The following is a 15292-nucleotide window of genomic DNA, read 5'->3' on the forward strand; positions in this document are numbered from 1 at the left end:
ATGTACGAACAATTTAACCTGTCTGCAAAGAATCCGATTATCAGCAATCATAAAGTGTATGGACAAGAATTATTGCCTGGACTGGCTTATATTGATCTTATATATCAAGCTTACAAAAAAAATCACTATTCTTTCGACAGGCTCGAACTTCGTAATTTGAGTATTTTCAAGCCGCTTGCAACCGTCCCAGGCTGCTCTGTCAGACTTGGCGTTCATTGCAATGAAACCTCTGCCGGCTCGTGGAAGATTCGTCTCGAAGGACGGAATCAGCGTGATGGCATACTGGAACCGGAGACAACCCTGTACGCTACTGCCGAAATGTCTCTTATAGAACCGGTGTCGTATGATGAGACGTTGGACGTGAGCTCCGTGAAGCGCTCGGCAATCAGAGAGCTGGGCATATATGATTTATATGAAGAATACCAAAGCCAGGAGCTGGTTCATACCGGATTTATGAAGGCAGAAGGTCAGGTCTATGAACTGGAGGCCGCCGTGATTCTGGATCTTTCTATCGGACCGGACGCTCAGTCCAGCTCGCAAGAGTTCTTATTCCACCCTGCGCTGATTGACGGCAGCGGTGTTGGGGCCGGGAGAATGTTTGCGCCTGCCACTGAGCAGGAACAGCGATTATTCTTGCCTCTTAGTTATGCAGCGTTTCATGCGTCAGAACCTCTTCAGCAGCGATGTATTACACGAGTGCAGAAATCCTCGGTGATCCATAAGAACGAATTGATGTTTTGGACGATGGAGTTTTTTAATCGGGATGGAAAAAAAGTCGGAGAATTAAGAAATTTCGCGGGCAAACTGGTCCGTGAAGCGGGACTGATCAATCCGGAACGGAAGTTGTCGTCTCCATCATCTCCGTGGCAGGAGCCTATAAGCGGAGCTCCGGCCACCTCCGATAAGATCACTCTCGATACGGGTGCCGCAGGTGATGCGGCACCCGTTATTTCTATCGAAAGGTTCCTGCGGCAGCTCATGGCAGATGTTTTGAATAGTTCCACGGAAGATATCCACCCGGAGTCCGGTTACTATGAGATGGGATTGGATTCCCCGGGCTTGTTGGGGATCGTGAGATCGATTGAGTCCAGAATCAAGACCTCTTTATCGCCCACCTTGTTGTTTGAATACACAACCATTGCCGAGCTTTCTGCTTACCTGGAAGAGCATTATGCATCACAATTTAAGCAAATCGAAGCAGCATCAGAGCAATCCGTATCCAGATCGCCTTCCCATCCTGGATTCGATGACTTGCCTAAACCTTTAGCCCCTACTGCTTTGGGTTCCACTCCCAAGGAAAGGACAGCCGCCGATGACGATATTGCCATCATCGGTATGTCCGGCCGATATCCGCAAGCCAGAAACCTCCAGGAATTCTGGACGAACTTGCAGGAGGGAAAAGATTGCATAAGTGAGATACCAGAATCTCGGTGGGATCGGAAGCGGCTGGCCGGAATTAAATCGCCTGGCGGTAAAGAAATGTCCAAATGGGGTGGATTTATTGAAGATCCGGATTGCTTTGACCCCAAATTCTTTCGAATCTCTCCTCGTGAAGCGGAAACGATGGATCCGCAGGAACGACTGTTTCTGGAAACGTGCTGGGAGGCCATTGAGGATGCCGGATATACACCTAAATCATTGGTGACGCCTCGCGGGAAAAACAAGAGACGGAACGTAGGTGTTTTTGCCGGGGTGATGCACAAGGATTATTCCCTGGTGGGGGCAGAGGCGTTGTCCCAAGGGGAGGCGTTTCCACTCTCATTGAATGCAGGTCCTATCGCGAACCGGGTTTCGTATTTTTGTAATTTTCATGGTCCGAGCATGACCGTAGATACACTCTGTTCTTCTTCCCTTACGGCTGTCCATCTGGCTATGGAAAGCATAAAACGCGGTGAAAGCGAAGTGGCTTTGGCGGGTGGTGTGAATTTATCCCTGCATCCGGCCAAGTATATGACCTATGGAATGTGGGGGATGCATTCAAGTGATGGTTACTGCCATACCTTCGGTGAAGGAGGCGATGGTTATGTGTCTGCAGAAGGCGTTGCTTCGGTTCTCTTGAAGCCTTTAAATAAAGCCATTGAAGACAATGACAGAATCTACGCGACTATAAAAGGCAGCGCCATTAACCATGTTGGAACTGTGAGTGGAATCATGGTGCCTGGTCCAGTGGCACAAGGGGAGGCGATTGCCGATTGCTTGAAGCAATCCGGCATTAACCCGCGGACGATTCGTTATGTGGAGGCGCATGGTACGGGAACCTCCCTCGGTGATCCCATTGAGATTGAAGGATTGATGAAAGCTTTTGGAAGTTATACCCAAGACCGGCAGTTTTGTTCGATCGGCTCTGTAAAATCAAATATAGGGCACGCGGAATCGGCAGCCGGGGTGATCGGTCTTCAGAAAGCAGCGCTCCAAATTTATCACAAAACCCTTGTTCCTTCGCTTCACGCTGAGGAATTGAACCCTTATATCGATTTTGAGCAATCGCCGTTCTATGTGCAGCGTGTCACCGAAGAATGGCAGCCATCCGTGATGATGGAAGATGGGCGGCAGGTTCGTTATCCGCGGCGGGCAGCATTAAGTTCGTTCGGAGCCACTGGTTCAAATGCGCATGTGATTCTAGAAGAATACATAGATACCCAAATTCGAGGAGTTGCACGGACGAAGCGTGAGCAAGACCGGCCCGTGCTTGTTCCTCTTTCGGCTAAAAACAATGAGAGGCTTAAATCCTATGCCGTAGAGCTGCTCAAACACCTGCAAGGGCTGCCTATCCGTGAGAAAGTGCTGGATATCGAGCATACAGAGTCGCAACTTGCGGGCTTCTTGGAAGAGCGAATCAGGGGGATCTTAGCCGCGATCATTCATGTTGACGGAGAACTTATTGAAGCCAGTGTTCCATGGAGTGAATACGGAGTCGAACCCGTTCACATCCGACAGCTGAAGGACAAAATTCTGGAAGAATTCGCCGTTGAGATGGACGATAGGGAATGGGTTCAGAGTTGCACGATCGCTTCGGTTGCGGCACATCTTCTGGACGAGCATCCAGAACGATTGCGAGCCCAGAGTGAGGTTGCGGCTCATGACGAAACGATTGCCCAGGAAGAATGGGATCGGGAGCAGGACCACAATGTAACCTCCATAGAGGATGTGGCCTTTACGCTGCAGGTAGGGCGTGAAGCTATGGAAGTACGGGTGGCTTTTGTTGTTCGGGAGATTTCGGAGTTGATTGAGGGGCTTCAGGCTTTCCTGCAAAATAAAGATGTACTTGAACACGGTTATAAAGGGACGATCAAGCCGGATAAGGACACAGTTTCATTATCCTCTGCGAGAGAAGCAAATGAAGAATCCCTCAGCCAATGGATTCATGAGGGACGTATGGAGCATTTGGCTGAGTGGTGGGTTAAGGGAATCGAGATCGATTGGAATTTGCTCTATGGTGACAACAACAGAGCTTCCCGGATCAGCCTGCCAACCTATCCATTTGCACGGGAGCGCTACTGGATTCCTGCTACCGGTAAGTCGATCGCGCCTGCAGCGGAAGTGGGCATACACCCGCTGCTTCACAAAAACACGTCCGATTTCATGGAGCAGCGATTCAGCAGCAGGTTTACCGGACATGAATTTTTCTTGTCCGATCATGTTGTGAAGAAGCAGAAGATATTGCCGGGGGTGGCCTATCTTGAGATGGCTCGGATGGCGATGTTGCAATCGCTTGGCAAACTACCGGATCATCAGACAGTAATTCGCTTGAAGAATGTAGTCTGGATTCGGCCAATCTCCGTAGAGGGGACGCCAGCAATCGTGAATATCCGGCTGCTTCCCGAGGAACACGGAGGGATAGGCTACGAAATATATAGCACGCCTCAAGGGGTTACCGGCACTGAATTTACTGTACACAGCAAAGGCTATGCGGAGCTGGTACGGCCTGGCACGCAGGTTGTCCTGAATATCGATGAGTTGAAGAAGCAGTTTGGCGAACAATCCATTCCCGCTTCTCGTTTTTATGAGGTTTTTAATGCGATGGGCATGGACTATGGACCGGCGCACAGGGGAATAGAAGAAGCTTATAAGGATGAGGGCTCAGGGCAAATACTGGCGAAGCTGTCCATCCCTTCAATTGTAACCAGTACCCTGAACGAGTATGTTCTTCATCCGAGCCTGATGGATTCAGCCTTACAGGCTACCATCGGTTTTCTCATGAGCTCAGAAGGCGAAGGCAGGATCCCGGATTTGGTTAAACCCGTGATGCCCTTTGCCCTGCAGGAGCTAGACATACTGGGCGATTGCACTCCGAATATGTGGGCATGGATACGAAGCAGTGATCAGCATGCGGCTGCGACGATAGGCAAAACTCAAAAGCTGGACATCGATTTATGCGACGAAGAGGGCCGTATCCGTGTCCGTATGAGAGGGTTCTCAACAAGGGTGCTGGAGGGGGAATCTCAAGCAAGCAGCCAGTCGAATGCCATTCGGCAAGAGTCCTATGCACAGCCTCCTGTCGGGAATATTCATCTCGTCCCGGTATGGGATGCGGTGCTGCCAGATAAAGGAGAGAGGCTGCCCCAAGCGTTGGCTCGTGTTCTGGTTGTCGGCGGGAAGGAAAACAGAAGTACGTTCCAGCAGATATACCCTCAGATGCAATTCATCGACATCACGTCCCAAGATCCAATTACAGGCATTGCAGCCCAAATGGAAGCTCGCGGTTTGATAGATCATGTGATATGGATGGCTCCTTCTGAACATTCACTTGAATCCACCGCGGGAAATGAATGGATCGCAGGACAGGAGTCAGGCGTTAAACCGTTGTTCCGAACGATTAAATCGCTTATCCGTCTGGGGTATTCAACTCGCAGCTTGGAATGGACCGTGATTACATTTAATACGCAATCCGTTCATGGATCAGATACGACTAATCCTGCTCATGCCAGTATTCACGGACTGGTAGGTTCGATGGCAAAAGAATATCCCAACTGGAACATTAGGATCGTCGATCTGGAAGCTGGTTGTGATTGGCCCGTAACCGATCTATTGGCCTTGCCTGCCGATCGGCGCGGACACCCCTGGGCTTACCGGAATCAGGAGTGGTACAGGCAGCATCTCGTACCTATGAACCCGCCTCCAATGGTGGAATCAAGCTTTAGGGTCGGGGGCGTTTATGTCGTAATTGGTGGTGCCGGAGGAATCGGTAAAGCATGGAGCGAATACATGGTCCGGACGTATAAGGCTAACGTGGTATGGATTGGCCGCAGACCTATGGATGATCAGATCCAGTCGGATTTGGATCAAATCTCACAATTTGGCCCGAAACCTGTTTATATCGCAGCAGATGCAACCCATTTAGAAGAACTCAGAGGAGCCTACACAGCAATTAAGACAAAATTCCCGGGAATTAACGGCATCGTTCACTCAGCGATGGTGCTGTCGGAATGCAGCCTTGCGGATATGGAGGAGGAGCAATTCCAGGCGGGCCTCTCGGCTAAGATTGACGTGAGCGTACGCATGGCTCAGGTGTTTCGTGAGGAACCTTTGGATTTTGTTTTGTTTTTCTCTTCTCTGATCGCTCTCATCAAAAACCCAAGGCAAAGCTCTTACGCCTCCGGGTGTACATTCAAGGATGCGTTCGCCCATCGGCTCGCGAGTGAGTGGCCGTGTAAGGTGAAGGTGATGAACTGGGGGTATTGGAGCAGCGCTGACGCTGCTGCTTCCGAGGATGTACAGCAGCTGTCCCGAATCGGATTGGGACTCATAACTCCGGAGGATGGAATGAAGGCTGTGGAACAGCTGGTATCGAACCCCATCCATCAGATGGCCATGATTACAACAAACAAACCCCTCCTGGTGGAAGGGATGAATCCTAAGGAGCGTTTCGATATCCGGCCGGACAACGTACCGCCAACCATCCACAGTTTTAACCTCAAGGGGGATAGCGCTGCGACAGGTTACCAGGCTCCGAGCTTGAACGAGGGTCAGGGCCTGAATAAGGAAATGATTGACCTCTTATCCAGAATGCTCTTGAGCGAGCTTACGGCTATGGGGCTATTGAAGTCGGGCATAAAGGCGGCGAGTGATGGTAACGCCCGCAAGGGATTGGCTCCCATGTACGAAAGATGGCTTGAGGAAAGCCACCGTGTTCTTGTACAGAATCAATTCCTTTATCAGGATGGCGAGACGTACCAAACCATGAAATCGGTAACCGTTGACAGGGATTCAATGTGGAAGGAATGGGAGCTGAGAAAGAAGGAATGGCTGGCAGATCCAAGCTTAAAAGCATGGATGACACTGACGGAGGCGGTGCTGCGCGCATTACCTGACATTCTAACGGGTCAGCGCCTCGCGACCGATATCCTGTTTCCTAATTCCTCGATGAGCATGGTGGAAGGCATTTATAAAAATAATCCGGTTGCAGACTATTTCAATGAAGCTCTTGCAGATGCCTTAATCGCGTATGTGGAGGACAGGATCAAGGCAGATCCTTCGGCAAAGCTGCGGCTTATTGAAATCGGGGCTGGTACCGGAGGGACTAGCAGCATGCTTTTCCACAAACTGAAGCCTTACCGTGACCATATTGAGGAGTATTGCTATACCGATATTTCCAAAGCATTTTTATTGTTTGCTGAAAAAGAATATGGTCCGGAGCATGCCTATTTGACTTATAGAATCTTCAATGTAGACGCACCGGCATCCGGTCCGAATGCGCCTGCGGGAGCATTCGATATTGCGATCGCAACCAATGTGCTTCATGCGACGCGCAATATCCGCCACACGTTACGAAATGCCAAAGCCGTGTTAAAAAAGAACGGCATCATTCTGATCAACGAGCTCAGCGATAATCGGCTGTTCACTCATTTAACTTTCGGACTTCTGGAAGGGTGGTGGCTGTATGAAGATGCAGCTCTACGCATTCCCGGCAGCCCCGGCCTGTATCCCGCAACCTGGAAAGCCGTGTTGGAATCCGAAGGCTATGAGGGCGTCTTCTTTCCGGCACAAGAAGCTCACGATTGGGGACAGCAGATCATTGCGGCGGGAAGCAACGGGGTTGTACGACAGAAGATAGCACTCCAGGATGCTTCCCCGAAAGCCGAGGTCAGAAGCATGTCCAAGCTAAACCGAATCGACACGACGACCACGCTGCAGCCCACGATTATAGCAGAAAAAAGACATGAGAAGAACATCGCGGCTGCGCAAACAACCAGGGCTGTGACCGAACAGATGCTGGAGGATCATGTGAAGGAGACCATCATTGAGAAGCTCTCGGAGGCATTGAAGGTAAGCAGGAACGAAATCGAGCTGGAGGATTCTTTTGCCGACTACGGTCTGGATTCTATTATCGGTGTTCATTTGGTACAAGTGCTTAATCAAGCCTTAAACATTGAACTTGATACGACAAGCCTCTTTGATTATAGTTCCGTGAAGCAGCTAACAGCGTATATTTTATCGGATCACAGAGATGCGGTCGCCAGTGAATTCGGACAAAACCTTAAAGACGAAGCTGTCGTTGTTGAGGCTAAGCCGGGTGAATCTGATATAGAGGACGCCTCCGCCCCTAGGTCTTACTTTGGCAGGTTTATGGATGCGGCTCCACTGCCTGACTCTCAAATGGCTAATCTTGAACAGCAGGGGGTCGCCCTTAAGACATCCATGCAAAAAGAGCCGATTGCCATAATTGGAATGAGCGGAAAGTATGCCCAATCGGCCAACGTGGATGAATTATGGACACATCTATCCAATGGAGCGGAGCTTATCGAAGAGTCACCGCGTTGGGATCTCACGGCATACTATCCGGAGGATGCCGAATATTGCAACCGCGGCGGCTTTGTAGAGAACATCGATCAATTTGATCCTTCTTTTTTCAATATTAACGGACTTGAAGCCAATTATATGGATCCCCAGCAGAGATTGTTTATGGAGGAGTGCTGGAAGGCACTGGAGGATTCCGGTTATGCCGGTTCCAGGATTCAGGGACGCCAATGCGGCGTTTATGTCGGTTGCCTTGGAGGAGCGGGGGATTATCACCAGCTGTCGGGTGACGATGCACCCGCGCAGGCCTTCTGGGGCATAGCCGGGTCGGTCATTCCGGCACGGATTGCCTATTACCTTGATCTCAAGGGACCGGCTATTGCTATCGATACCGCTTGCTCCAGTTCGTTGGTTGCGGTTCATATCGCTTGTCAGGGATTGTGGGCAGGAGAGACGGAAATGGCTCTGGCGGGAGGCGTGTTTATCCAGTCTACGCCTTGGTACTACTTGAGCACCAACAAAGCCGGAATGCTCTCTGCAACAGGACACAGCTATACCTTTGATGACCGTGCGGATGGATTTGTTCCCGGTGAAGGGGCCGGCGTGCTTGTATTGAAGCGTCTTAGCGAAGCGATGGATGATGGAGATCATATCTACGGCGTCATCCGCGGATCGGGAATGAATCAGGACGGAACCACCAATGGTATTACGGCGCCAAGCGCCATTTCCCAGGAGAGTTTGGAACGCAGCGTATATGATGCGTTTCATATTGATCCAAGCGGCATCCAGGTAGTTGAAGCCCACGGAACGGGCACGAAGCTGGGAGATCCGATTGAATACCAGGCACTTACCAGAGCATTCAGGAAATATACCGACAATAAGGAATACTGCGCCATCGGTTCAATCAAGACCAACATCGGGCATGCGGCCCATGCGGCTGGCGTCGCGGGAATCATCAAAATTCTGCTGTCCATGAAGCATCAACAAATCCCGCCTACGCTTAATTTCAAGTCGGGCAACTCCAATATTCAATTTAAGGACAGCCCGTTTTATGTCAATACAACGCTCAGGGACTGGGAAACCGGCTCCAATGACAGAAGACGGGCTGCTGTCAGCTCTTTCGGATTCAGTGGCACAAACGCCCATATTGTTATTGAGGAAGCACCGGAACCTGCAGGGAGCCATTCCGTGAAACCAGGGTATCTGTTAGCGTTATCCGCGCGCACTCCAGAGCAGCTGCGGCAGCAGGCTGACCAGCTAATCGAATACTGTGAACGGAATCAGCAAGCGGACTGCGGCAACTTAAGCTACACGTTATTGGCGGGGAGAAAACATTTCAACCATCGTTTAGCCTGCATTGTTCGCAGTGTGGATGAACTTATATCGTATTTAAGCAAATGGCTGGCCAGGAGCAAAGTACCGCAGGTATACGTTTCAGAACGGAATGAAAATGATCGGCGGGAGCAGCCTTCGCTGAAACGGTACGGAAATCAATGCATTGAGGAGTGCTTCGCAGCAGATCCGAATGGGTACGTGGAACGGTTATCTGCGATTGCTGAGTTATACGTTCAAGGATATGCGCTTAACTACGAAGCATTGTTCTCAGGTGAACGTTATAGAATTTTGTCCCTCCCAACATATCCTTTTGCGACAGAACGCTATTGGGTACCGGATAAGAAAAACAAACGTTTATTATCCCATGATACAGCGTCACCAGGACAGGCCATGCTGCACCCCTTGCTTCATCGGAATACCTCGGATCTGTCAGGGGTTCGCTACAGCACGACGTTTAAGGGCAGCGAACCTTATCTGGCTTATGGGAATGTCAATGGAACAAAAACCATACCTGGCATGACCTATCTCGAGATGGCACGAAAAGCGGCGGAAATGTCGGCGGGAGCTTTTATAGGACCTCATGAAGGCATCCAGATCAAGGATATGGTCTGGTCCAGTCCGGTTGAGTTAGGGATGGAAGGCTTGGAGATTCATATCGACGTCTTTCCTGATGAGGAGGGTATTTCGTTTGAAATCTACAGCAGTTCTGACCTGAGCAGCACAGAACCGGTTATACACAATCAAGGGAGCGTATCGTCTTATCCTGTACCAGGAGCTGAAACAATTGATTTGAACCTCATACGGGAACAATGCAACGTGAAATATTTCTCAAAAGAAGACTGGTATAAGGCATACGATCAGGCAGAAGCCGTCTATAGCCCTGAGCATCGAGTGGTAGACGAGCTGTTTGTCGGACAGAATGAAGTGCTTGCCAAACTTTCACTGCATGCAACCTGGACGGATTCGTCTCATCCCTTTATTCTGCACCCATGTATTACAGATGCCGCTTTGCAGGCGGCTATTGGTCTTTTGGCGGATAGGGATCCTCGAATGAGCAGTGATGTTATCCAATCCATGCTGCCGCTCTACTTGCAAGAGATGCAAATGATCGGTGAACCCACACCGCAAGTATGGATCCATGTACGAAAGAGCGAACATCGCGTGCAGGGGAATAAGGATATACAAGTAGATATGGACTTGTATGATCAACACGGTAAGGTATATGCAAGATTGAAGGGACTTACAGCCCGGTTTACGGAGAGCAAAGATAAATATACTGTAGGACACCACATGGTTGGGGGAGGGTTAAAACTATGAGAAATCAACATACTCTTTCAGGTTCTAATAGGTCCGTAGCAGCGTCCACGGTTCATTTGTTTACGCCGCATTTTAGAGAAGCAGGGATGATGGACAGACACATGCCAGCAGAGGAAACCCGGCATATGGTTATCCTGTGCGATATGGAGCACGTATACCAAGAAAGCGTTCAAGTTAGAATGTCGGGTGCAGAAGTTCATATGCTGCAATCCTCTCCATATATGGAGATTCATGAACGATTCCAAACCTATGCACAGCAAATGTTCGATTGGGTAAAAACGATATTAGAGCGTAAAGAGACAGGGAAGACCCTTATTCAACTGGTGGTGTCTGCGCAGGGTGAACAGAAGCTGCTCACCGGGCTCTTTGGATTTTTGAAAACGGCCCACTTGGAGAATCCGCAGTTAAGAGTTCAATTGATCGTAACAGAACTTGATGAGACTATAGACCAACTTGTGCAGCAACTGAACGAAAGCAAGGGACAGCCTGATGATCGCGTGCAGTATGACCAGGGTATAAGAATGGTGGCAGACTGGAATGAAATTGCAGCTTCACCGTTAGAGCCGAGGATTTCATGGAAAGACAACGGGATATATCTAATTACCGGGGGTGCGGGGGGACTCGGACTCCTATTCGCCAACGATATTGTGCGGCAAGTGAAAGACCCTGTGCTGATTCTAACGGGACGTTCTGTGCTGTCAGGGGAAACAGATGCCAGACTCCATGAACTAAGGTCAAGCGGAGCCCAAATCGTATACATGCAAACGGATGTGACCCATAGGGATCAAGTAGAAGGTCTGTTCCGATATATTGTAGAGGAATTCGGGAAGCTGAGCGGGATCATCCATAGTGCGGGCGTCATTTGCGACAATTTCATAATTAAGAAGGACAGACAAGAGGTACAGCAAGTACTGGATCCCAAAGTAGCGGGTCTCGTGAATCTGGATCTTGCCTCCAAGGAGCTTCCTTTGGATTTCTTTGTGTTCTTTTCTTCGATAGCGGGCAGTTTTGGAAATCCGGGACAAGCCGACTATGCTGCGGCGAATGCCTTTATGGATGCTTACGCGATGCATCGCAACGGTCTGGCGGCATCCGGGCTTCGCCAAGGCCGAGCCTTGTCTGTCAGCTGGCCCTTATGGAAGGATGGCGGGATGGGAATTGATCCACAAGCTGAGGACCGGATGATGCATAGCTGGGGCGTGACGGCACTGGAGACGAATGCTGGCATTCAGGCTATGTTTCAAGCACTGGCTTCCGGCCATGATCAAGTGCTTATTCTGCCAGGTGAACTCACTAAGATGAGGGATACTTTGCTCTCAAGTTCCGCCCTTAAGCAAGTGATTTCCGAAACGGCAGATCGATCCCAGGTGGATCGGGAACGTTTAAGAGATAGAACGGCTCAGCAATTCAGATCGCTATTCGGGGAGATTACGCAGCTCGATGCTTCCAAAATAAATATAAACGAACCCCTTGAGCGTTACGGAATCGACTCCATCATGATCAACCAATTGAATATGAACTTGGAAAGGATCTTCGGAGCTCTTTCCAAAACGTTATTTTATGAGTATCAGACGTTGGGAGAAGTCATTGATTATCTGGCTGCTGAATATACGGAGTTGTGCGTGAAGTGGACGGGGATGGGAGAAGAGCAGGTCGTCAGGGAAATACCTGCAAGCAATCCAACAGCTTCGCATCCGGACAATTCCTTTCCGGCACTCGTTTCACGCAGACGAGGTACGAAACGATCTAATAGCTTCCCTGCCCATAAGCCTGCCCGCAACACGCGGGAACCCATTGCCATCATTGGTATAAGCGGACGGTATCCGGGAGCCCGCAATCTGAGCGAGTACTGGGAGAATTTAAAGGCCGGCAAAGACTCGATTTCTGAAATACCTGAAGACCGCTGGACGATGGAAGGCTTCTTCCATCCGGATCCGCAGGAGGCCGCGTCACAGGGCAAGAGTTATAGTAAATGGGGCGGTTTTCTAGACGGATACGCGGATTTTGATCCCCTGTTTTTCAACATTTCTCCCCGGGAAGCCATGCTGATGGACCCTCAAGAACGCCTGTTCATCGAGTCCTGCTGGGAAGCGTTAGAGGACGCGGGATACACTCGGGAGCAGCTGGCGGTTCAGCATAACCGCCGGGTAGGTGTTTTTGCAGGTATTACGAAGACGGGCTACGATCTGTACGGCCCCGAATTATGGGAACAGGGGGAACATCTCAATCCGTACACATCCTTCAGCTCCGTCGCCAACAGGGTTTCGTATTATCTGAATTTGCAAGGTCCCAGCATGCCGATTGATACGATGTGCTCCTCCTCGCTAACCGCGATTCATGAAGCCTGCGAACATCTTCATCTTGGTGATTGCGAAATGGCAATTGCAGGCGGGGTAAATCTGTATTTGCACCCTTCCAATTACCACTGGCTGAGCGTACAGAAGATGCTTTCGAAGGACGGTAAATGCAAAAGCTTTGGTCAAGGAGCCAATGGGTTCGTTCCCGGCGAAGGTGTCGGCATCGTGCTGCTGAAACCTTTGTCACGCGCCATTGCGGATGAGGATCAGATCCATGCCGTCATTAAAAGCACCAGCACGAATCATGGTGGTAAAACCAACGGTTACACCGTGCCCAATCCCGTGGCTCAGGGCGAGCTTGTTCGTGCTGCGCTGGACAAGGCAGGCGTAAATGCGAGAACGGTCAGTTATATTGAAGCACATGGAACCGGCACAGATCTCGGTGACCCTATAGAAATAACCGGGCTTACCCAAGCGTTTTCCAAAGACACAGACGATACAGGGTATTGCGCCATCGGTTCAGCCAAATCCAACATCGGGCATCTGGAAGCTGCGGCTGGCATGGCGGGGTTAACCAAAATCGTCTTGCAAATGAAGCATAAGATGCTGGTGCCCAGCTTGCATGCCCAAGAGCTGAATCCGAATATTCATTTTGCCAAAACACCTTTTGTTGTCCAGCAATCACTGGAAGAATGGCAAAGACCGGTCATTCATTTCGACGGCGAGCTGAGGGAATTCCCCAGAATTGCCGGGGTATCCTCCTTTGGAGCGGGAGGCTCCAATGCCCATGTCATACTCGAAGAATATAGACCCGAGGAAGCATCCCGGAATGATCCAACCCTGATGCAAGTGAAGCAAGTGAAGCAAGTTAAACATGTGAAGGTCATCGTTCCTTTGTCAGCCAAAACCGAAGCGGGACTAAAGGAGAGGGCAGGGCAACTCTTGTCGGTTATCCGCGCCGGGGAATTATCGGACAGCGACCTGCCGGATGTAGCGTACACCCTTCAAATCGGACGAGAAGCCATGGAGGAGCGGATTGCGCTCGTTGTGGATTCTATTCAGGAGCTTCAAACTAAGCTGATGCGTTATTTGGAAGGTCAGGCAGACATTGATGGGCTGAGCAAGGGACAGAACAAGGCTGGCAAAGAGCTGAAGGATATAACAGAAGTGAATGCAAACATGGAGATTTGGTTGCAGCTGGGGGATTATCAGAGTATAGCAAGGTTTTGGGTCGAAGGGCCAAGTTTGGATTGGAACAGCCTGTATAACACAGGGCCTAAACCGCGCCGCAGGAGTCTGCCGACCTATCCATTTGCGAGGGAACGATATTTTATAGCTGATAAGCTGGATGGTGAGCGTATAATATCCACGCCCGCATCCTTCATCGAACCGTTGGGTTCGGATGAGCCTGTAAAATTCGATGCCAATGATAATATGGAACAGTCGGATCGTCAGGCTGATCATCGAAGAACCGAATCAGGTAAAGGCCGAAAAAGAGAAATGAGAGGTTTGAATGAACAGCAGTGCGTAGAGCTGGATTTGAAGGATCAGATAGGTGCTTTACTCCAAATCCAGCGGGATCGATTGGACAGTGAAATCAATCTCGCGGATTTTGGATTTGATTCGATAAGCTTGACCCACTTGGCAGCATCGCTTTCGAAGCTTTACGGGATCGAGCTTACCCCGGCGGTGTTTTTTGGGCATTCCAGCATAAATAAAATAGCGAAATACTTGATGACGGAGCATCAAGAGGTGGTTGCAGCGTTTTATTATGAGGCTGAAGAGAGCAAGCCCGTTGCATCCGTCTCCAGAACGAAACCACGGTCGTCTGAGAGGCCTAAGGTAATATCACGCAGCGCTTCCCCGGATGTCCCCGAGCCTATTGCCATCATTGGCATGAGCGGGCGATTTCCAGATGCGAGGAATGTAGAAGAAATGTGGACCATCCTGACCGAAGGAAGGAGTGCGGTGAAAGAAATTCCTTCGGATCGGTTTGATTGGCGTGATTATTACACAGACTCCGGTAAGGAGTCTCAAACGATAGACAGCAAATGGTGTGGCTGTATTCCGGGTGTCGGTGAATTCGATCCTTTGTTCTTCGAAATTTCACCCAGGGATGCGGAGCTGATGGATCCGAGGCAGCGTTTATTGCTTCAGGAGGCCTGGAATGCCTTGGAGGATGCAGGGTATGGGACCAAGAAAATCGAAGCCGGGAAGATAGGGATGTTTGTTGGGGCAGAGCAAGGAGATTATCAGCAGCTGGTCCGAGGGGCAGCGGGGATTACCTCCAACCACAATGCCATTTTGGCAGCAAGGCTGTCTTACTTCTTGAACCTGAACGGTCCCGTGCTGTCGGTGGATACCGCCTGCTCCTCTGGGCTGGCAGCAGCGCATCAGGCTTGTCTCAGTCTTCGGCACGAGGAGTGTGACACGGCTATTGCGGCAGGTGTCAATCTGATGCTGACCCCGGATCCGTATATCGGGATGAGTCAGGCTGGCATGCTCTCCAAGGATGGACAATGCTTTGCTTTTGATCAGCGGGCAAACGGGCTTGTTCCCGGCGAAGCGGTTGCCGTGGTGATACTCAAGCGTTTATCCAGAGCTGA

2 protein-coding genes (1 of these 2 running past the window's edge) are annotated in these 15292 nt (G+C 50.3%); both read left to right on the plus strand.

The window, feature by feature from the left end:
- Positions 1 to 10389: an SDR family NAD(P)-dependent oxidoreductase gene (locus M2277_RS06255; RefSeq protein ID WP_280754387.1), complete on the plus strand. Its 10389-nt coding sequence runs from the start codon at positions 1 to 3 to the stop codon at positions 10387 to 10389.
- Positions 10386 to 15292 carry the 5' end (the start) of an SDR family NAD(P)-dependent oxidoreductase gene (locus M2277_RS06260; protein ID WP_280754388.1) on the plus strand. It continues 13096 nt past the right edge of the window, so the window shows 4907 of its 18003 coding nt (coding positions 1-4907); the start codon lies at positions 10386 to 10388; its stop codon lies off the right edge, out of view. The genes M2277_RS06255 and M2277_RS06260 overlap by 4 nt, the downstream gene beginning before the upstream one ends.

The organism is Paenibacillus sp. LBL, assembly GCF_029893715.1.
Lineage (GTDB): Bacteria > Bacillota > Bacilli > Paenibacillales > Paenibacillaceae > Paenibacillus_AQ > Paenibacillus_AQ glucanolyticus.